Annotated in this window: 18 protein-coding genes and 1 tRNA gene; 10 read left to right on the top strand and 9 right to left on the bottom strand. The window is 71.0% G+C overall.

Annotated features, from left to right (window positions below; all coding sequences use genetic code 11):
* Positions 1 to 58 precede the first annotated feature (58 nt).
* Both ACH4SL_RS20070 and ACH4SL_RS20065 read left to right on the top strand, forming a co-directional pair.
* Positions 59 to 2,650 carry a SpoIIE family protein phosphatase gene (locus ACH4SL_RS20070; RefSeq protein ID WP_398447263.1) on the top strand — a complete coding sequence of 864 codons (2,592 nt, stop codon included), beginning with the start codon at positions 59 to 61 and terminating at the stop codon, positions 2,648 to 2,650.
* An 89-nt stretch (positions 2,651 to 2,739) separates the two neighbouring features.
* The gene (locus ACH4SL_RS20065) at positions 2,740 to 3,180 is read left to right on the top strand and encodes a MarR family winged helix-turn-helix transcriptional regulator (RefSeq protein WP_398447261.1); all 441 of its coding nucleotides are present in this window, start codon (positions 2,740 to 2,742) and stop codon (positions 3,178 to 3,180) included.
* Positions 3,181 to 3,260: 80 nt separating this feature from the next.
* Here the strand turns inward: ACH4SL_RS20065 and ACH4SL_RS20060 are convergent, their stop codons facing one another.
* Both ACH4SL_RS20060 and ACH4SL_RS20055 read right to left on the bottom strand, forming a co-directional pair.
* Positions 3,261 to 3,836, bottom strand: a complete 576-nt coding sequence (locus tag ACH4SL_RS20060; RefSeq protein ID WP_398447259.1) for a TerD family protein — start codon at positions 3,834 to 3,836, stop codon at positions 3,261 to 3,263.
* A 231-nt stretch (positions 3,837 to 4,067) separates the two neighbouring features.
* Positions 4,068 to 4,151: transfer RNA gene (locus ACH4SL_RS20055), tRNA-Leu, on the bottom strand.
* Positions 4,152 to 4,588: 437 nt separating this feature from the next.
* On the opposite strand from ACH4SL_RS20055, the gene ACH4SL_RS20050 reads away from it, so the two are divergent.
* The 6 genes from ACH4SL_RS20050 to pknB all read left to right on the top strand — a co-directional run bounded on the left by ACH4SL_RS20050 (position 4,589) and on the right by pknB (position 12,795).
* On the top strand, positions 4,589 to 5,533 hold the full coding sequence (locus tag ACH4SL_RS20050) for an FhaA domain-containing protein (RefSeq protein ID WP_398447257.1): 945 nt from the start codon (positions 4,589 to 4,591) through the stop codon (positions 5,531 to 5,533).
* A gap of 10 nt (positions 5,534 to 5,543) precedes the next feature.
* On the top strand, positions 5,544 to 6,065 hold the full coding sequence (locus tag ACH4SL_RS20045) for an FHA domain-containing protein (protein WP_398447255.1): 522 nt from the start codon (positions 5,544 to 5,546) through the stop codon (positions 6,063 to 6,065).
* A 57-nt stretch (positions 6,066 to 6,122) separates the two neighbouring features.
* Positions 6,123 to 7,781 (top strand): Stp1/IreP family PP2C-type Ser/Thr phosphatase, encoded by a 1,659-nt coding sequence (locus ACH4SL_RS20040; RefSeq protein ID WP_398447809.1) that lies wholly within the window; start codon positions 6,123 to 6,125, stop codon positions 7,779 to 7,781.
* 22 nt (positions 7,782 to 7,803) lie between these two features.
* Positions 7,804 to 9,189 (top strand): FtsW/RodA/SpoVE family cell cycle protein, encoded by a 1,386-nt coding sequence (locus ACH4SL_RS20035; protein WP_398447253.1) that lies wholly within the window; start codon positions 7,804 to 7,806, stop codon positions 9,187 to 9,189.
* Complete coding sequence (locus ACH4SL_RS20030) at positions 9,186 to 10,640, top strand: peptidoglycan D,D-transpeptidase FtsI family protein (RefSeq protein ID WP_398447251.1); 1,455 nt, start codon at positions 9,186 to 9,188, stop codon at positions 10,638 to 10,640. Before ACH4SL_RS20035 ends, ACH4SL_RS20030 begins: the two co-directional genes overlap by 4 nt.
* A gap of 175 nt (positions 10,641 to 10,815) precedes the next feature.
* Complete coding sequence (gene pknB / locus ACH4SL_RS20025) at positions 10,816 to 12,795, top strand: Stk1 family PASTA domain-containing Ser/Thr kinase (RefSeq protein ID WP_398447249.1); 1,980 nt, start codon at positions 10,816 to 10,818, stop codon at positions 12,793 to 12,795.
* Between the two features lie 60 nt (positions 12,796 to 12,855).
* Here pknB and ACH4SL_RS20020 read toward each other — a convergent pair whose 3' ends face one another.
* From ACH4SL_RS20020 to ACH4SL_RS20000, 5 genes are all read right to left on the bottom strand, one after another.
* Positions 12,856 to 13,626 (bottom strand): class E sortase, encoded by a 771-nt coding sequence (locus tag ACH4SL_RS20020; RefSeq protein ID WP_398447247.1) that lies wholly within the window; start codon positions 13,624 to 13,626, stop codon positions 12,856 to 12,858.
* Between the two features lie 66 nt (positions 13,627 to 13,692).
* Positions 13,693 to 15,123, bottom strand: a complete 1,431-nt coding sequence (locus ACH4SL_RS20015; protein ID WP_398447245.1) for a class E sortase — start codon at positions 15,121 to 15,123, stop codon at positions 13,693 to 13,695.
* The gene (locus ACH4SL_RS20010; protein WP_398447243.1) at positions 15,120 to 15,758 is read right to left on the bottom strand and encodes an aminodeoxychorismate/anthranilate synthase component II; all 639 of its coding nucleotides are present in this window, start codon (positions 15,756 to 15,758) and stop codon (positions 15,120 to 15,122) included. The genes ACH4SL_RS20015 and ACH4SL_RS20010 overlap by 4 nt, the downstream gene beginning before the upstream one ends.
* Positions 15,755 to 15,931, bottom strand: a complete 177-nt coding sequence (locus ACH4SL_RS20005; RefSeq protein WP_398447241.1) for a hypothetical protein — start codon at positions 15,929 to 15,931, stop codon at positions 15,755 to 15,757. Before ACH4SL_RS20005 ends, ACH4SL_RS20010 begins: the two co-directional genes overlap by 4 nt.
* A 132-nt stretch (positions 15,932 to 16,063) precedes the next feature.
* Complete coding sequence (locus ACH4SL_RS20000; RefSeq protein ID WP_398447807.1) at positions 16,064 to 16,732, bottom strand: DUF881 domain-containing protein; 669 nt, start codon at positions 16,730 to 16,732, stop codon at positions 16,064 to 16,066.
* Positions 16,733 to 17,021: 289 nt separating this feature from the next.
* Here ACH4SL_RS20000 and crgA point away from each other — a divergent pair, with 289 nt between their 5' ends.
* Complete coding sequence (gene crgA / locus ACH4SL_RS19995) at positions 17,022 to 17,276, top strand: cell division protein CrgA (RefSeq protein ID WP_398175097.1); 255 nt, start codon at positions 17,022 to 17,024, stop codon at positions 17,274 to 17,276.
* A gap of 313 nt (positions 17,277 to 17,589) precedes the next feature.
* Here the strand turns inward: crgA and ACH4SL_RS19990 are convergent, their stop codons facing one another.
* Positions 17,590 to 18,441 carry a rhomboid family intramembrane serine protease gene (locus tag ACH4SL_RS19990; RefSeq protein WP_398447239.1) on the bottom strand — a complete coding sequence of 284 codons (852 nt, stop codon included), beginning with the start codon at positions 18,439 to 18,441 and terminating at the stop codon, positions 17,590 to 17,592.
* Between the two features lie 124 nt (positions 18,442 to 18,565).
* Positions 18,566 to 19,096, bottom strand: a complete 531-nt coding sequence (locus tag ACH4SL_RS19985; protein ID WP_398447237.1) for a peptidylprolyl isomerase — start codon at positions 19,094 to 19,096, stop codon at positions 18,566 to 18,568.
* A 215-nt stretch (positions 19,097 to 19,311) separates the two neighbouring features.
* Here ACH4SL_RS19985 and ACH4SL_RS19980 point away from each other — a divergent pair, with 215 nt between their 5' ends.
* Complete coding sequence (locus tag ACH4SL_RS19980; protein ID WP_398447235.1) at positions 19,312 to 20,094, top strand: DUF5324 family protein; 783 nt, start codon at positions 19,312 to 19,314, stop codon at positions 20,092 to 20,094.
* Positions 20,095 to 20,136 lie beyond the last annotated feature (42 nt).

The raw sequence follows: 20,136 nt of genomic DNA, 5'->3' as shown, positions 1-20,136 counted from the left end.
GGCCGCCGCCGAGCCGTTCGGCAGCGTCCCCGGGCAGGCACCGGGGGCCCTCCCGGGCATGACCGCGCTGCTGCGCCTCGCCGTGCTGTGCGTCGACCCGGACGGCCGGATCTCGTACTGGAACCGCGGCGCGGAGGAGCTGTTCGGCCACCGCTGGGAGCACGTCTTCGGCCATCGCGCCTCGGGCCTGCTCACTCCCACCCGCACCGCCGCCGGCGCGCCGCACACCTCGTCGGGCACCTCCCGCCAGGACACCCTCGACCTCCTCGACGACCTCACCACCTCGGCCTGGTCCGGCGCACTGGCCGCCACCGACCGGGACGGCACCGTCAAGGACGTGCTGTGGTGGACGTACCGCATCACCGAACCCGGCGGGCGCAGCCTGCTCGCCATCGCCACGCACGGCAGGCCGCTGCGGACGGGTGGGCTGCGGATCGCGGTGGGCGGCCGGCTGCTGCCCTACACCGCGGAAGGCCCGCAGCGGCAGGACATCGCTGTCGCCGCCGTCCTGTCCCCCGCGCCCGACCCCGCGCAGGGGCATGCGCTGACCGCCCGGCTCGGGACCGTACTGCCCGGCGTCGGCCCCGGCCGGCTGGACCGCATCGTCCGGCAGATCGCCCCGCTCGGGCACCCCGCGATCGAGATCGAGGGCAGCGTCCGGCTGCCGGTCACCCCGCAGGACTACGCCCAGGTCGCCGCGGCCGCCCGCGCCGACCGCTCGGCCCGCCGCGAGCTGCTGCCCGGCCCCCGCCCGGACCGGGCCACCACTCCCGGCACCACGACTCCCCGACACCATGTGACTACCCACGGTGGCGACCCTTCAAGCGCGTCGGCCCTCACCGCCGTACCGCCACCCGCCTCCGGCTCCCCCACCTTCCCCGTTCCGAAAACTGCGCAAGCCCGGGGAGCCCAGGACGCCCAGGACACCCCGGGAACCCCGCGCCCCACCCGCGCCGCGCGGCGCGGCAATTCGCCCGGCAGCGCGCTCGACGAGCAGCTGTCGCTGCTGCGCGAGACCGGCTCCGTCGTCGGCTCCACGCTGGACCTGCGGCTGACCGCGCGCGAGCTGTGCTCGGTCACCGTCCCCCGCTTCGCGGACCTGGCCAGCGTGCTCGTCGTCGACCAGCTCTTCTCCGACACCGAACCGCTCAAGGACGACCGCGCGGCCGACAGCGTCGTGGTCCGCCGGATCGCCCTCGCCCACCAGCCCGAGCCCGCCGTGGCCTGGCCCACGGCCTGGGAGTCGGCGCTTCCGGAGGGCGAGCTGCTCACGCTGCCCGCGCAGGACGCGATGCCGCGGCTCGGCGACCCGGTCCTCGTACCCGTCGTCGATCCCTCGCTCGCCCCGGACATCGCCGCCGACCTGGGTGTCCCGGCGCTCGGCGGCCTGCTGGCGGGCCATTCGCTGATCCTCGCGCCGCTCACCGCCCGCGGTACGGTCCTGGGCCGGATCTGCTTCGTGCGCGGTCCGGGACGCCGTCCCTTCGACGCGCGGGACGCCGCCACCGCCGCCGAGGTCGCCGCCCGCGGGGCCGTGCACCTCGACAACGCGCGGCTGCACCGGCTGGAGTCGCGCGCGGCCGCGACGCTCCAGCGCTCGATGATGCCGACCAGGCCGCCCCGCATCCCCGGCGTGCGCATCGCGCACCACTACATGCCGGGCGACCGGCAGGCCCAGGTCGGCGGCGACTGGTTCGACGCGATCCAGCTGCCGGGCGGCCGGGTCGCGCTGATCGTCGGGGACGTGATGGGCCACGGCCTGCAGGCGGCGGCCGTGATGGGCCAGTTCCGTACCGCGGTGATCACCATGGCCGCCCTCGACCTGCCGCCCGCCCAGCTGCTGCGGCACCTGGACAACCTGGCCCACCGCCTGGGCACCGACCACCTGGCGACCTGCGTCTACGCCGTCTACGACCCCATCAACCGCACTCTCACGCTCGCCAACGCCGGGCACATCCCGCCGGTCCTGGCCGGTCACGACGGGCGCAGCGAGCTGCTGGCGATCCCCGGCGGCGCGCCGATCGGGGTGGGCGGGGTGCCGTTCGAGACGGTGGAGATCCCGGTGCCGGACGGCAGCTGGCTGGTGCTGTGCACCGACGGCCTGGTGGAGGTGCGCGGCCAGGGTATAGACGCCGGACTCGCCGCGCTGTGCGCGCATGCGATCGAGCCTCAGCAGACCCCCGAGGACGTCTGCGCGCAGATCCTGCAACGGGTGCACTCCGAGGACCGGCGCGACGACGTGGCGCTGCTGGTCGCCAGGTTCGAGGGCATCGCGCCGCGGGACGTCGTGCAGTGGCGGCTGCGGGTGGACGAGTCCGATGTCGCGCGGGCCCGCGACCTGACCCGGCGCCAGCTCGACCGCTGGGGCCTGCAACGGCTGAGCGACACCACCGAACTGCTGGTCAGTGAGCTGGTCACCAACGCGATCCGGGCGGCGTCCTACGAGGTGGAGCTGCGGCTGATGCGGGTCGGCAAGCTGCTGGTCGAGGTCAGCGACGACAACCACAACCTGCCGCAGCTGCAGCGTGCCGAGGCGGACGATGTCCGGGGGCGCGGGCTGGCGCTGGTGTCGCACATGTCGCGGCGCTGGGGGACGAGCCGCAAGGCGGTCGGCAAGGTCGTGTGGTTCGAACTTCCACTACCCAGCTGATATTGTTGCACTCTACAACACTTTGTCCCGGCAGACGGTCACCGGATCCCGGACGGCCGGCGGGAGTGCCGGTGTGAGGAGTCGCAGCCATGAACGCCCGGGAGTCCTCGTCGTCCCTGGACATCGTCCAGCGCGAGCTGACCGCGTTCGCCCGCCGCGCGCGGGCCACCGCGGCGCGCATGCACCCCGAGCTCTCGCTCGTGTCGTACACGATCCTGGCACATCTGGAGGAGCAGCAGGGCTGCCGGGCCACCGACCTGGCCACCCACTACATGCTGGACAAGTCCACGGTCAGCCGGCAGGTCGCCGCGCTGGAGAAGCTGGGCTTCATCGAGCGCCGGGTGGACGAGAAGGACCACCGGGTGCAGGTGCTGCACCTGGCGCCCGGCGGGCGGGAGGTCCTCACCTCCGCGCGCCGCAGCCGCCAGGAGTCCATCCAGGCGCGGCTGGCGGCGTGGGACCCGGAGGACCTGGAGCGCTTCGCCCGCTACCTCGTCCGCTACAACGCGGACGCCGCGGCACACCCGTGAGCCCCGCCCGCCACCCGTGAGGGGCGGCGGACGGGGCTGTCACGCCTGCGACCGGCGTACGCCGGCCGTCCGCGCGTACGTCAGAGGTTGACGCCGAAGTCCTGCGCGATGCCGCGCAGGCCGGAGGCATAGCCCTGGCCGACGGCGCGGAATTTCCACTCCGCCCCGTTGCGGTACAGCTCGCCGAAGACCATCGCGGTCTCGGTCGAGGCGTCCTCGGTCAGGTCGTAGCGCGCGATCTCGGCGCCGCCGGCCTGGTTGAGGACCCGGATGAACGCGTTGCGCACCTGGCCGAAGCTCTGCTGCCGGGTCTCGCCGTCGTAGATCGAGACCGGGAAGACGATCTTGTCGACCTCGGCCGGCACGGCGGCCAGGTTGACGTTGATGGTCTCGTCGTCGCCCTCGCCCTCGCCGGTGAGGTTGTCACCGGTGTGCTCGACCGAGCCGTCAGGGCTCTTGAGGTTGTTGAAGAAGACGAAGTGCTTGTCCGAGACGACCTTGCCCGTGGCGTCGAGCAGCAGCGCGCTCGCGTCGAGGTCGAAGTCCGTACCGGTGGTCGTGCGGACGTCCCAGCCCAGGCCGACGGCGACCGCCGTGAGTCCCGGGGCCTCCTTCGTCAGTGAGACATTGCCGCCCTTGGAAAGGCTGACACCCATGGTGGATCTCCCTGCTCAATCCGGCGCGGGCCGCGCCACTTGACGATCTCTTTGCCCAATGGCTCCAACGGACACCACCCTGCCCCGGTTCCCGGCGGGCTGCCACCGTAAGCACTCGGTCGAGCCGGGCCCGGCCCGGCCGCCCGGCACGAAAAACCCCCGCTCCGGAACGAATCCGGAGCGGGGGTCCTGAGATCCCGGTCACATGCGTGACCGAGCGCTCACATATTGTGCGCGAGGGGGGAGTTGAACCCCCACGCCCTTTCGGGCACTGGAACCTGAATCCAGCGCGTCTGCCTATTCCGCCACCCGCGCATGGGTGCTGCCGTTCGATTCTCACACATCCGGTGGACTGTTCGGTCCGGTGGCGGTGAGCGCCTTCCGACATGCAGAAGATTAGCACGGGGGCAGGTGTGGAATCACATCCGTTTGGCCTGGGCCGGACGGGGGTGGGGGGTGGTGGCGGAAAGGGTGGCGGGAACGGAGCGACAGGTTGCGGGAGTCGGCACGGGGGTACCCGGTCGTGCGGGAGACTGGGGACACTGGGCACGGAGCCGGATCTACCATCGCTGTGGAGACGAGTGAGGGCAGGTGAAGGGGGACACGGGGAACGAGGGGAAGTGCGGGCGTGTGAGGGTTGACACTGCCCTGTCCAGGGTGTTCGGGGAACCGCAGGTTTTTCCCGCGCGTGGATACGATCAGTAAGCAGTATCGGATTCGACTCGGAGGAAGACCGAGGAGGGAGGTGCCCCGTGGGCGTGCTGAAGCGCTTTGAGCAGCGCCTGGAAGGACTGGTGAACGGCACCTTCGCCAAGGTGTTCAAGAGCGAGGTGCAGCCCGTCGAGATCGCGGGCGCGCTCCAGCGCGAGTGCGACAACAACGCCACGATCTGGAACCGCGACCGCACGGTCGTGCCCAACGACTTCATCGTGGAGCTGAGCGGCACCGACTTCGAGCGGCTGAGCCCGTACGCGATCCAGCTGGGCGACGAGCTGGCCGGGATGGTCCGCGACTACGCCAAGCAGCAGCGCTACACGTTCATGGGGTCCATCAAGGTCCACCTGGAGCGGGCCGCCGATCTGGACACCGGGCTCTACCGGGTACGCAGCCGTACCTTGGCGTCCAGCGAATCCCAGCACCCCCAGCAGGCGCCGCACCCCCAGCAGCCCCCGCCGGAGCGGCAGTACCCGCGGCCGGCCGCGTACCAGGCGGCCCCGCAGACACCGCAGGCCCCGCAGGGGTATCCCCCGAAGCACGCCCCCTACCCGCCGACCGGCGGCCCGCCTGCCCTCCCCGCCGCCGGCCCGCGCCCCGCGGCCCCGCCCCCCATGCCCGCCGCCCCGCCTCCCGGTGGCGGCGCCCGGCCCGTCACCCGCCTCCCGGGCACGGGTGTCCCGGCCGGCGCCCCCGGCGCGTCCATGCGGCGCTGGATCGAGATCAACGGGACACGGCACCAGATCACCAGGCAGTCCCTGGTGCTGGGCCGCTCCACGGAGGCCGACGTCCGGGTGGACGACCCGGGCGTATCACGCAAACACTGCGAGATCCGGGTCGGCATGCCCTCACTCGTGCAGGACCTCGGGTCGACAAACGGCATTGTGGTGGACGGGCAGCACACCCAGCGCGCTACGCTCCGCGACGGCTCCCGCATCGTCGTGGGGAGCACGACCATCGTCTACCGGCAAGCCGAAGGGTGAAGCGGGGCCAATGTCAGAGCTGACCCTGACGGTCATGCGGCTGGGTTTCCTCGCCGTGCTGTGGCTGTTCGTGATCGTCGCGGTGCAGGTCATCCGCAGTGACCTCTTCGGGACCCGGGTGACCCAGCGCGCGGGGCGCCGCGACGCCGGGACGCGCCCGCCGCAGCAGCGCCAGCAGGCCGCGCCGCAGGCGCAGCGCGCGCAGGCGCCGCAGCAGAGCCCGCGCCAGCGGCGCGGCGCCCCCACCAAGCTGGTCGTGTCCGAGGGGTCGCTCGCCGGGACGACGGTGGCGCTCCAGGGCCAGACGATCACGCTCGGACGGGCGCACGATTCGACGATCGTCCTCGACGACGACTACGCGTCCAGCCGGCATGCCAGGATCTACCCGGACCGCGACGGCCAGTGGATCGTGGAGGACCTCGGGTCCACGAACGGCACCTATCTCGACCGGAATCGGCTCACCACGCCGACCCCGGTCCCGCTGGGTGCACCGATCCGCATCGGCAAGACCGTCATCGAGCTGCGGAAGTAGTCGCACAATGAGCGAGCGGAGCCACGACGCGCGAGCGAGAGGGTGGGCAGCGTGCGGATGTACCCGGAGCCGACGGGGGAGGTACGCATGTCTCTGAGCCTGCGTTTCGCCGCCGGTTCGCACAAGGGCATGATCCGCGAGGGGAACGAGGACTCCGGCTACGCCGGTCCCCGTCTGCTCGCGATCGCCGACGGCATGGGCGGGCAGGCCGCCGGTGAGGTCGCCTCGTCCGAGGTGATCTCCACCATTGTCTCGCTCGACGACGACATTCCCGGTTCCGACATCCTGACGTCGCTCGGTTCCGCGGTGCAGCGCGCCAACGACCAGCTGCTGCAGATGGTCCAGGAGGACCCGCAGCTGGAGGGCATGGGCACCACGCTCACCGCCCTGCTGTGGACGGGCCAGCGGCTCGGCCTGGTCCACGTCGGCGACTCGCGCGCGTACCTGCTGCGCGACGGCGTCCTGACCCAGATCACCCAGGACCACACCTGGGTGCAGCGGCTGGTGGACGAGGGGCGGATCACCGAGGAGGAGGCCACCACGCATCCGCAGCGCTCGCTGCTGATGCGCGCGCTGGGCAGCGGCGAGCGGGTCGAACCCGACCTGTCCATCCGCGAGGTGCGGGTCGGCGACCGCTATCTGATCTGCTCCGACGGCCTGTCCGGCGTCGTCAGCCACCAGACCCTCGAAGACACCCTGGCCGGCTACCAGGCGCCGCACGAGACGGTGCAGGAGCTGATCCAGCTCGCGCTGCGCGGCGGCGGCCCCGACAACATCACCTGCATCGTCGCCGACGTCCTGGACACCGACGACGGCGACACCGTGGCCGGCCGGCTCAACGACACCCCCGTGGTGGTCGGCGCGGTCGCCGACACCCAGCTGCCGCTCAGCGACGCCCGCCACCTGCAGACCCCGGCCGGCCGCGCCGCGGAGCTGGGCCGCGCCCCGCAGCAGTCGGGCCCGGCCGGCGCGTTCGGCCCCCCCGGCAGCGGCGGGCCCGTCCCGGGCGCCCCGCTCGGCACGTTCGGCGAGCACGAGGACACGGAGCCGGACAAGCCCCGCAAGAAGTCGTGGGTCAAGCGCACGGTGATCGGCACGACCGTACTCGCCGTACTCGCCGGCGGCACCCTCTACGGCTTCTACACCTGGGCGCAGACGCGGTATTACGTCGGCACCAAGGGCGACCACGTCGCCGTCTACCAGGGCATCGACCAGAAGCTGATCTGGGTCAGCATGTCGAAGCTCCACAAGGAGCACCCCGAGATCAAGCTCGCCTACCTGCCGGACTACCTGCGCAGCCAGGTCACCGACACCATCGCGATGAGCAGCCTGAGCCAGGCCGAGAACAAGGCCAAGGAGCTCGGCGACCAGGCGAAGGTCTGCGAGAAGGCCGAGCGGATCAAGGCGCAGAACCCCGCCGGGACGCCGAAGGGCGACACCGGAGCCGCCGGGGGCAGCGCGTCGGAGAAGGACGACCGGGCCGCGAGCCCGCTCGACAAGGCGAAGTCCGCACTGCCGACCAGCACCGGTGCCGCCGGCGCGGCCGGCCCCGAGGTGGGCAAGCCGACGAGCACCTCGACCCCCGGCAAGAACAGCCCGGACGCGTCGGGCCCCGACAAGGCCGACACCGGCAAGGCCACGACCCCGCCCACTGCCGAGGCCCTGACGCCGGAAGAGCAGGCGAAGGCCCGGAACTGCCCGTCGGGGCAGTCGTAAGTCCAGGAGGGCTCGGCTCGTCATGAGCGCCAGCAACACCACCACCATCACGTCGATCGGCGCTCCCAACCGCCGCAACACCGAGCTGGCCCTGCTCCTCTTCGCCGTCCTCATCCCGGTCTTCGCCTACGCGAACGTCGGGCTGGCCATGGACGGTTCGGTCCCGGCGGGCCTGCTCGGCTACGGCGTGGGCCTCGGTCTGCTCGCCGGGGTGGCCCATCTGCTGGTGCGCAAGTTCGCGCCGTACTCCGACCCGCTGATGCTGCCGATCGCGACGCTGCTCAACGGCCTCGGCCTGGTGCTGATCTGGCGGCTCGACCAGGAGCCGAGCCTGGGCGCCCCGATGGCGTCCAAGCAGCTGATGTGGTCGACGTTCGGCGTGGCGCTCTTCATCGCGGTGCTGGTCTTCCTCAAGGACCACCGCATCCTGCAGCGCTACACCTACATCTCGATGGCGCTGGCGCTGTTCCTGCTGGTCCTGCCGGTGTTCTTCCCGCCCGTCTACGGCGCCCGGATCTGGGTGACGCTGCCCGGCATCGGCTCGCTGCAGCCCGGTGAGTTCGCCAAGATCGTCATCACCATCTTCTTCGCCGGCTACCTCATGGTGAAGCGCGACGCGCTGGCGCTGGCCAGCCGCCGGGTGATGGGCCTGTACCTGCCGCGCGGGCGCGACCTCGGCCCGATCCTGGTGATCTGGGCCCTGAGCCTGCTCATCCTGATCTTCGAGACCGACCTCGGCACCTCGCTGCTCTTCTTCGGCCTCTTCGTGATCATGCTGTACGTGGCCACCGAGCGCACCAGCTGGATCGTCTTCGGCCTGCTGCTCAGCTCGGCCGGCGCGGTCGCGGTCGCCTCGACCGAGTCGCACGTGAAGATGCGCGTCCAGGACTGGCTGCACCCGCTCGCGCTGGCCTCCAACGGCGGCGTGACCGAGACCGCGCAGGCCCGCTACGCCTTCGGGGCCGGCGGGCTGTTCGGCTCCGGGCTCGGCCAGGGGTACTCCCGGCTGATCCTCGGCATCGCGCCCAAGAGCGACTACATCCTCGCCACCGTCGGCGAGGAGATGGGCCTCGCCGGTGTGATGGCCGTACTGCTGCTCTACGGGCTGCTGATCGAGCGCGGCATCCGCACCGCGCTGGCCGCCCGCGACCCGTTCGGCAAGCTGCTGGCCATCGGCCTGTCCGGCGCCTTCGCGCTGCAGGTCTTCGTGGTGGCGGGCGGCGTGACCGGGCTCATCCCGCTCACGGGTATGACGATGCCGTTCATGGCGCAGGGAGGTTCCTCGGTGATCGCCAACTGGGCCCTGGTGGCGATCCTGCTGCGGATCAGCGACACCGCGCGCCGGCCCGCCCCGACCCCCGCAGGATCCCCCGACGCCGAAGCGACCCAGGTGGTGAAGAGCCAGTGAACAAGCCACTGCGACGGGTTGCGATCTTCTGCGGTCTGCTCGTCCTCGCCCTGCTGGTGCGGGTGAACTACGTGCAGTTCGTCCAGGCCGACCAGCTCAACAACGACAAGCACAACCGGCGGCTGGCGATCAACCAGTTCGCCCAGCCGCGCGGCGACATCATCGTCGACGGCAAGGCGGTCACCGGCCACACCGAGACCACCGGCAGCGACTTCAAGTACAAGCGCACCTACACCGACGGCAAGATGTGGGCGCCGGTGACCGGCTACGCCTCGCAGGTCTACGGGACGACCATGCTGGAGGGCGTCGAGGACAGCTTCCTCACCGGCGACGACGACCGGCTGTTCTTCAACCGCACCATCGACCTGCTCACCGGCAAGCAGCGCCAGGGCGGCAACGTGGTGACGACGCTCAACGCCAAGGCGCAGAAGGCCGCGTACGACGGGCTCGGCGACAAGAAGGGCGCGGTCGTCGCGCTCGACCCGCGCACCGGCGCGATCCTGGCGATGGCGAGCACCCCGTCGTACGACCCCTCGACGATCGCCGGCAGCAACGACGGCGACGCGTGGGCGGCGCTCGACAAGAAGAACGACCCGGACGACCCCACGCAGAACCGCGCGCTGCGCATCACCTACCCGCCGGGCTCGACGTTCAAGCTGGTCACCGCCGCCGCCGCGCTGGAGAACGGCCAGGTCACCGACATCGACGACCCGACCACGTCGCCCGACCCGTACATCCCCGAGGGCACCACCAAGCCGCTGGTGAACGAGGGCAGCATCAAGTGCAAGAACGCCACCCTGCGCGAAGCGCTGCGGCAGTCCTGCAACACCGTCTTCGGCAAGCTCGGCACCGACGTCGGCCTGAAGGACATGGTGGCCGAGGCCGAGAAGTTCGGCTTCAACAAGGAGCAGTTCGTCCCGGTGCGCGCCAACGCGAGCAACTTCGACACCGAGATGAGCACCGACCACGTCGCCCAGTCGTCCATCGGCCAGTTCGACACGGCCGCGACGCCGCTGCAGATGGCCATGGTCGCCTCCGCGATCGCCAACAACGGTGTGCTGATGCAGCCGTACGAGGTGGACAAGCTGGAGGCGCCCAACACGAGCACCGTCTCGCAGACCACCCCGAAGCAGCTGAGCACCCCGCTCTCGCCGAAGAACGCCCAGGCGCTCCAGTCGATGATGGAGACCGTCGTCACCTCCGGCACGGGCAAGAACGCGAAGATCCCCGGGGTGCGTGTCGGCGGCAAGACCGGTACCGCGCAGCACGGCGTCAACAACGACAAGGCGCCGTACGCGTGGTTCGTCTCCTACGCCATGACCGACCACGGCTCGCCGGTGGCGGTCGCGGTCGTCGTCGAGGACGGCGCCGCCAACCGCGACGACATCAGCGGCGGCGGCCTCGCGGCCCCCATCGCCAAGAGCGTCATGGAAGCGGTGCTGGGCAAGTGAGACCAACGTCACGCACGGTGTCGCCCCTGTTCACATACCGGTCAGGTATCGGCGGAGGGCGAGGGCACGGATCCGCGGGAAATGCCCGGTACCGTAGCTGCGTGCAGCGCAGGGCAGGGATTAACGGATTCGGGTCGTGAACGTCAAGATACGGGTTTGAGGAGAGGGTAGAGCTATGGAAGAGCCGCGTCGCCTCGGCGGCCGGTACGAGCTGGGCTCGGTGCTCGGCCGCGGTGGCATGGCGGAGGTGTACCTCGCGCATGACACCCGTCTCGGCCGTACCGTGGCGGTGAAGACGCTGCGGGCGGACCTCGCCCGCGACCCGTCGTTCCAGGCCCGGTTCCGCCGGGAGGCCCAGTCGGCCGCCTCGCTCAACCACCCCTCGATCGTCGCCGTGTACGACACCGGCGAGGACTACGTCGACGGCGTCTCGATCCCGTACATCGTGATGGAGTACGTCGACGGCTCGACGCTGCGCGAGCTGCTCCACTCCGGGCGCAAGCTGCTGCCGGAGCGGGCGCTGGAGATGACCGTCGGCATCCTCCAGGCGCTGGAGTACAGCCACCGCGCGGGCATCGTCCACCGGGACATCAAGCCGGCCAACGTGATGCTGACCCGTACGGGCCAGGTCAAGGTCATGGACTTCGGCATCGCCCGTGCGATGGGCGACGCGGGCATGACGATGACGCAGACCGCCGCCGTCATCGGCACCGCGCAGTACCTGTCGCCGGAGCAGGCCAAGGGCGAGCAGGTCGACGCCCGCTCGGACCTCTACTCGACCGGCTGCCTGCTCTACGAGCTGCTGACCGTGCGGCCGCCCTTCGTGGGCGACTCCCCCGTGGCGGTGGCCTACCAGCACGTCCGCGAGGACCCGCAGCCGCCGTCGGTCTTCGACCCCGAGGTCAGCCCGGCGATGGACGCGATCGTCCTCAAGGCGCTGACCAAGGACCCCGACTACCGCTACCAGAGCGCCGACGAGATGCGCGCCGACGTCGAGAGCGCGCTCGACGGCCAGCCGGTCGCGGCGGCCGTCGCGATGGGCGCGGCCGGCTACGGCTACCCGCCGTCGTACGGCGACGGGGCCGCCACCACCGCCCTGCCGCAGCAGGCCGACCCGCGCACCTCGATGCTGCCGCCGGCCCGCGACGACGACGGCGGCTACGGCTACGAGGAGCGCCCCGACCGGCGCCGGCAGAAGAAGAGCGGCGGCAACGCGTCCACCGTCCTGCTGGTGCTGGCCGGCGTCCTGGTGCTGGTCGGCGCGATCTTCCTGGGCAAGGCGCTCTTCGGCGGCGGCAGCGCGGGCAGCGACGAGAAGGTGCCCAACTTCGTCGGCAAGTCCATGGACGAGGCGACGACGACGGGCGGCAACATCAACCTGAAGATCGTCGCGGGCACCCCCGCCTTCTGCGACGCGGTCGAGAAGGACCTGATCTGCTCGCAGACCCCGGCGGCCGACGCCGCGATCCCCTCCGACAAGACGGTCACCGTCGTCCTGTCGAAGGGCGTGGCGCCCAAGGAGGTGCCGGATGTCGTCAACGACAAGTTCGAGGACGCGCAGACCCAGCTGACGAGCCAGGGATTCCAGGTCAAGCGGGTGGACCAGGAGTCCACCACGGTTGACGAGGACACCGTCATCAGCCAGGACCCCAAGCCGGGCACCAAGCAGCCCAAGGACACGATCATCACGCTGAAGGTCGCGGTCAAGCCGGCGGAGAAGGAGATCCCGGATGTCGCCGGCTACAACGAGGCCGGTGCGAAGAAGCAGCTCCAGGACATGGGCTTCACCAACATCCACACCCAGAACCAGCCGTCGGACGACCCGCAGTATCCGAACGGCACGGTCATGGGCACCAACCCGCAGGCGGGCTCCTCGGCGAAGCTGGACGACTCGATCACCGTGATCATCTCCTCCGGCCCCGCGCAGCAGACGCAGGACCCGACGCAGGGCGCGGTCATGCCGGACGTCACCGGCCACCGGCTGGGCGAGGTCAAGCAGCAGCTCCAGCAGATGGGCATGAACGTCCAGGTCATCGGCGGCGGCCCGCAGGGCGACAACGCCCGGGTGATCAGCAGCACCACGCCGCAGGGCACACCGCTCCAGCCGGGCCAGACGGTCCAGCTGGTGACGATGGGCGGCGGCGGGGGCGGCTGATCCCGCGGGGCCCGGGGCGGACCCGGGCCCACCGCAGCACCAGGGGCGCCGCCGTCCGGACTAGCGCAGTTCGGGCGGCGGCGTCCTTTGCGCGTCGACCTTCTGGGTGCGCACCAGCTCGCCCCACACGATGTAGCGGTAGCGCGAGGTGTAGACCGGGGTGCAGGTCGTGAGGGTGATGTACCGGCCCGGCTTGGTGCGGCCGGACTCCTTGGGCACCTGGGCGGTCACCCCGACGTTGTACTTCGACGTCTGGTCGAGGATCTTGTAGACCTTGTAGACGTACCAGGTGTCCTTGGTCTCGAAGACGATCGCGTCGCCCTCGTCGATCTTGTTGATGTTGTGGAACTTCGCACCGTGGCCGTCGCGGTGCGCGGCGAGCGTGAAATTGCCGGTCTTCGCCCAGGGCATGGCCGCCGGGGTGGGCTTGGTGTAGTAGCCGGCGACGCCCTCGTTGAGCACCTTGGTCGAGGTGCCCTTCTTGACCAGCACCTCGTAGTTCTTGCCCATCGCGGGGACGTGCAGGAAACCTATGCCGTCGCCGGTGTCCAGACCCCGGGTCCCGGCCCCGGGTGCGCCGGGCGGCGCCTGGGACCACTGTTGGCGGACCTTCTCGGCCTCCTTGGCCTCGTGCCGGTCGGCCAGCACGTTCGTCCACCACAGGGAGTAGACGACGAAGAGGGCCAGGACCAGCCCGGCCGTGATGAGCAGCTCGCCGACGACGCTCACGACGGAGGCGAGGGGGCTCCTGCCTCTCGGGGGGCCGCCCTGGCCGTCGCCACTCTGCGGAGCGCCGGGGTCGCCCGTCTCGCTGGTCGTGGTGGTCGTCACGCTGTTCAGCTCTCCGTCCGATGGCACTGCGGCACTGCCGGCGAGGGGGCGGGCTCCGCGGAACCGTCAGTCGCCGGAGACAAGCGCGTCCGGCTTGCCCTTGCTGCGCGGACGCTCCTCGACCAGTTTGCCCCACACGATCAGCCGGTTGGTGCTCTGGAATTCCGGGGTGCAGGTGGTGAGGGTGAGGTAGCGGCCGGGCGCGGTGAAGCCCGATCCGTCCGGGATCGGCTTGAGCACGCTGATGTTGGACGGCGGGGTGCTGGCCAGCGAGCTGGTGATCACATAGGTGTAGTAGTCGCTCTCCGTCTCGACCACCACCTTGTCGCCGGCCTTGAGGTGGTTGATGTAGCGGAAGGGCTCGCCGTGGGTGTTGCGGTGCGCGGCGACGGCGAAGTTGCCGGTCTTGTCCCAGGGCATCGCGGTGTTCAGGGCGCCGTCGTAGTGGCCGACCATGCCCTTGTCGAGCACGTTGTGCTTGGAGACGCCCTGCGCGATGGGCGCCTTGACGTCCAGCTTGGGGATGTACATGATCGCGAAGCCCTGGCCGGGCGAGAAGGTGCCGGGCACCCGGTTGGGGTCGGCGGACTCGTTGTCCCACTTCTGCTGGAGGTTGTTCGCGGCGCCGGCGGCCTCGCGGTGGGCCCGGACGTTGGTCCACCACAGCTGGTAGGTCACGAAGAGCAGCATCAGCACGCCGGCGGTGATGAACAGCTCGCCGACGACCCGGCTGGCGATGACCGCGGGGCTGTCCTTGGCGGCCTTCGCGGCCCGCCTGGCCTCCACGCGGCTCAGCGGCGCCGCGGAGGCCGCGTTCTGCGCCTGCGCGGGCTGCGCGGCCTGTCCTGCGCCGTTCTGGCCGCCGCCGCGGGCCCGGTGCCCGCCGCCGCCCTGCCGCGCGGCCTTGCGCCGCGCCGCCCGCCCGCCGTCCGCCGGGGGCGGCGTGACGACGGGGGCCTCGGCCGCGGCTTCGGGTTCCGGCGCCGCGACCGGGAGCACGGCGGTGTCCCCGCCCCCGTCCTCCCGCGGCTCGTCGTGCGGCGCCGGTGCGGCGGGCTCGTCGTACGGGGCCGGTGCGGCAGGCTCGTCGTACGGCGCGGGTCCGGGGGGCTGCTCGTACGGGAGGGCGGCTGGGGCGGGTGGGGCCGGCTCCGGGTACGGCGAAACGGCGGGCGGTACGGCAGCGGGTGGGGACGGCTCCAGGGGCTGCGCGGGGCTGAACCACGGGGAGGCGGACGAGGGCCCGGCGAAGGCCTGCGGCGCGGGGGCGTACACCTGCTCCGGCTCGGGGCCCTGCTCCGCGTACAGCTCCGGGACGCCCTGCGGGCCCTCGCCGCCCGGGGCCTCCTGCGGCTCCTCCGGGACCGCCGCGGGGCGGCCGGGCAGCGGGTCGTTCAGCGGATCGTGGAGCTGCTCCACGACAGCTCTGAACTGCCCGGTGTTCTCGTACGACATCGGGCCGTCGTCGGCGGGGCGCTCCGGGCGGAGCGTGGTCACGCCCCCGCCCTCCCGACAACGGGCGCGAGCCCCTCCGAGCGGTCCCTCGCGCCCGCGTCGCCGCATTCGGCGAGCCAGTTCGCGAGCATCCGGTGCCCCCATTCGGTGAGCACCGACTCGGGGTGGAACTGCACGCCCTCCACGGCGGCCTCCCGGTGTCTGAGCCCCATGATGATCCCGCTGTCCGTCCACGCGGTGACCTGGAGCTGGTCCGGGAGGGTCGGGCCCTCGACCGCGAGCGAGTGGTAGCGCGTGGCGGTGAAGGGCGACGGCAGTCCGGCGAAGACGCCCGCCCCTTCGTGCGTCACCAGCGAGGTCTTGCCGTGCAGCAGCTCGGGGGCCCGGTCGACGACGCCGCCGTAGGCGACCGCGATGGACTGCACACCGAGGCAGACGCCGAAGACCGGCACCCCGGTCTCCGCGCAGTGCCGCACCATGTCGACGCACACCCCGGCCTCCTCGGGGGTGCCGGGGCCGGGGGAGAGCAGCACGCCGTCGAAGCCGTCCTGCGCGTGGGCCGGCCGCACCTCGTCGTTGCGCAGCACCTCGCACTCGGCGCCGAGCTGGTAGAGGTACTGGACCAGGTTGAAGACGAAGCTGTCGTAGTTGTCGACCACGAGGATGCGTGTGCTCATCGGACGGCGGCCATCCCGTTGTCGACGGTGACGTCATTGAAGGGCAGCAGCGGCTCCGCCCAGGGGAAGACGTACTGGAAGAGGAGGTAGACGACCGCCAGCATCAGCACCAGGCAGGTCAGCGCCCTTATCCACGCGTTGCCCGGCAGATGCCGCCAGATCCAGCCGTACATGCGGTCCCTTCCTTCCGGCTCCCCGGAACAGAGTAAGGGGAGATCGCCCGGAGTGGGTTGGTAGCCGGACAAAGCTTCGTCCTGGCTTCACCTGCGCGTCCGGCGGCCAAGAGCCCGTTGTCCGGGGGTTTTTCAGGGCTGCTCCACAGGCTGCGCATAGTGAAGGGACGTCGAGCCGGTGTAGCCCGGCAGGGTGGTGCTGCGTGCGGTGCCGACCTTCCAGCCGAGGCCGTACGCGGCCACGTACTGGAGGTAGTTCTGGATCGCGGGGCTGCGGTCGAGAGCCTGGCGGAGTTTCGCCTGGTCGCCGACCGCGGTGATGCGGTAAGGCGGGGAGTAGACGCGGCCCTGGAGGATCAGGGTGTTGCCGACGCAGCGGACGGCGCTGGTGGAGATCAGCCGCTGGTCCATGACGCGGATGCCGCGGGCGCCGCCCTGCCAGAGCGCGTTCACCACGGCCTGGAGGTCCTGCTGGTGGATGACCAGGTCGTTGGGCTGCGGGTCGGGGACACCGGGGATGAGCGGGGTCGCGCCCTGCGGGGCGTCGTTCAGGGTGACCTCGACGGACGGGCCGGTGAGCGGGGCGGTGCCGGCGTCCTTGCGGAGGGCGTCGATCCTGGCCTGCTCGGCGGCGCTCAGCCCGCTGCCCTGCCGGGTGAGCGTGTCCACGTCGTCGCGGACACCGGTGAGCTGGTCCTCCAGCTGCTCGTTGTGGGCGTTCTTGCTGCGGATGGTGTCGGAGAGCTTCGGCAGCGGGTCGTCGCTGCGGATGTCGACGCCCTTGGCGGTGTCGAAGCTCATCCAGAAGATCAGCCCCGCGAGCGCGAAGACTCCCGCACTGGCCAGCCGCAGCGCCACCGTGCGCGAGGCGGGGCGAGAGGAGGGGGCGGGTGCGCTTCCGCCAGGATCCGTCGCCACCGTACGCTGTCTCCTTAACAAGCAGATGAAGCACTACGCTAACGGACGCCCGGCGGCGGCACCGCCCCCGTCCTTTCCGTATCCGCCCACATCCGCCTACATCCGCCCATACCCGCCAGGACCGCCCAGCACCTTCGCGCGGTTACGCAGCGCATCGACAGGAGAGTCCCTCGTGCCGAAGTCACGGATCCGCAAGAAGGCCGACTTCACCCCGCCCCCGGTGAAGGCAGCAACCGCCATAAAGCTGGGCAACCGCGGCTGGGTCGCCCCGCTGATGCTGGCGTTCTTCGTCGTCGGGCTGGCCTGGATCGTGCTCTTCTACGTCACGCAGGGCGATCTGCCGGTGGACGCGTTCGGCAACTGGAACATCGTCGTGGGCTTCGGCTTCATCGCCGGGGGCTTCGTCGTCTCCACTCAGTGGAAGTAGCGGGCACTGCCGGCCGCAGTGCCGGAACGGTTGTCCACACAGTTATCCACAGCCCTTTCCACAGTGGGGAAAAGGTCGGAAGATCTGTGGATAACCTCTACGAGGTTGACGCCGGTACGACCGGTGGCCGCGGCTGACGGCCACCGGTCGTTTGCTGTCCCGACATCGAACCGCAGTGATCTTGCCGGAAAAATCGGGGCAATCCGAACGCCCGGCCGGTTGCCCACATCCCCTTCCGCGGGGTGTGCACAACATGCACAGACTTCCCTACCCGCTGTGGATAACGTCTGATCAACGGCTGTGGTTACGGCCCTCAGGACGTGACCTGGGCCACAGCGACCACGCTGATCACCAGTGAGAGCACCAGCACTCCGACGGTGGTCCCCCACTGCACCGCGTTCCGCCGCTCCCGTGGGGCGTAGAACATCCCCACGGCGACCGCGGTGCCGCCCACCAGCCCGCCCAGGTGCGCCTGCCAGCTCACATGGGGCCAGGTGAAGGTGAAGACGATGTTGAGCGCGAGCAGGATCAGGATCGGGCGCATGTCGTAGTTGAGCCGCTTCGCGAAGACCGCGGTCGCGCCGAAGAGCCCGTAGAGCGCCCCGGAGGCGCCGAAGGTGAGCGCGTGCGGATCCAGCAGCAGCACCGAAGCGCTGGCCGCCAGCGCCGAGACCAGGTAGAGCGCGAGATAGCGGCTGCGGCCGAGGATGCGCTCCATCGGCCCGCCGATCCACCACAGCGTGAGCATGTTGAAGAGGATGTGCGTGAAATTGGGCGGCAGGTCGTGCACGAAAGCCGAGGTGATGATCCGGTACCACTGGCCGTCGGCGACGCTGCCGCACCACTGGCCCGTCCCCGGGTAACAGGCGGCCTGCAGGCCGAGGTCGTCGGCGATCCTTCTGCCGACCGTCAGCTCCAGCACGTAGACGGCGACGTTGAGCGCGACGAGGATCTTGGTGACCAGGAAGGGGTCCCGGGCGACCACGCCGCCCGCGACCGTCCGGTGCCGGGTGTGGGCCGAGGCCCCCTGCCGTACGCAGTCCGGGCACTGGAAGCCGACGGAGGCGCTGATCATGCACTCCGGGCAGATCGGCCGCTCGCACCGGGTGCAGCGTATGCCGGTCTCCCGGTCCGGATGCCGATAGCAGCAGACCGGCTGGTCCATGAGTCCACTCCCCTGTCGCGGCGCTCCCGCGCGCCGAACGCCCCACCCGCTCTTCCGACGTGCGGGCGGGGCGCGGTGTTCCCGTCGTTGTCGTGTCGCGGCGGCCTGGGCCCCGCAGCCTACGTCAGCCGCGCTTCTCGACGACGACCGACTGGATCACGACGTCCTCCAGCGGACGGTCGGTGCGCGGGTTGGTGGGGCTGCCCACGATCGCGTCCACGACCTTGCGGCTCGCGTCGTCGGCGACCTCACCGAAGATGGTGTGCTTGCCCGTCAGCCACGCGGTCGCGGACACGGTGATGAAGAACTGCGAGCCGTTGGTCCCCGGGCCCGCGTTGGCCATCGCCAGCAGGTAGGGCTTGGTGAAGGCCAGGTCGGGGTGGAATTCGTCGGCGAACTTGTAGCCGGGTCCGCCGGTGCCGTTCCCCAGCGGGTCGCCGCCCTGGATCATGAAACCGGAGATCACCCGGTGGAAGACCGTGCCGTCGTAGAGGCGGTCGTGCGACGCCTGGCCGGTGTTCGGGTCGGTCCACTCCCGGGTGCCCTCGGCGAGGCCGACGAAATTGGCCACGGTCTTGGGGGCATGGTTCGGCAGAAGCCGGATCACGATGTCGCCCTGGTTGGTCTTCAAGGTGGCGTAGAGCTCCTCGGCCACGGTCTACCTTCCATAGTCGTCGCTGACAGGGGTCGATCCTCGCACGGCGCGAACCGCCGCGCGGCCTTCCCCCGCACTCCGCGCCCGCCGACTCCGCAGCAACCGGGCCGACTGACCCGGATGCCCGTCCGCACATGCCGTACGCGGTGTAGGAGGGCATGATTTCAAACCGGATGGAAAGGCGAAAACCGTACGCCACCGAGGAGGAGGTTCCTGTGACCCGCATCGACAGCGTGCGCAACGCGGCCGACATGACCAAGGACAGCGTGCGGCACGCCGCGGAGGTGGCTGCGCCGTACGCGAACACCGCGAAGGACGAGGCCGCGCGGTACGCACAGCAGGCCGGCGTCTACGCCCAGCAGGCGGGCTCGTACGCCCGCCGGGCCTACGACGCCAAGCTCGCCGCCCAAGTGAAGCAGGCGCGCGAGCAGGCCTGGGCGGCGGTGCCGCCGAAGGCCGCGGAAGCGGTCGAGACCGCCGCACGGCGCACCGCGCAGGGCGCGCGGACAGCCGCCGACTACACCGTGCCGCGGGTCAACTCCGCGGTCGCGGCAACCCGGGCGGTGGCCGTACCGGTCACCGCCGAGGCGCTGGTGCGCGGCTCCGCGGCCCTGCACGCGCTGCGCGGCCAGGTGACCGCGGCCGAGATCGACCGGCTGGTCCGCAAGCGGATCCGGCGTCAGAAGACCGCGCGGGCCTTCGGCACACTGCTGCTGGCCGGGGTCGCGGGCGGCGCGGTCTTCGCCGCCTGGCGCTGGTGGAGCGCGCAGGCCGACCCGGAATGGCTGGTGGAGCCGGGCGAGGCCACCGAGGCGCCGGCTCCCGAGGAGACGATCAGCGGCACCAGCACCCTGACCGTCGTCGACCCGCTGGACGCGCCGCCGTCGTCGGTCAACGGCCAGAGCGGCGCGCACGTGGACCTCGTCGACGGCTCCGCGGATGCGGACGCCGACGCCGACTTCCCGTCGTCCGAGGACGACAAGCCCGAGGGCGCGTAAGGCGCGGGGTCCGCCCCGCCACAGCGCGCGCACGCACCGGAG

The sequence above is a fragment of the Streptomyces sp. NPDC021020 genome, assembly GCF_044333285.1.
Lineage (GTDB): Bacteria > Actinomycetota > Actinomycetes > Streptomycetales > Streptomycetaceae > Actinacidiphila.
Note: the sequence above shows the minus strand (reverse complement) of the source record. Positions and strands in the feature narration are given on the sequence as shown.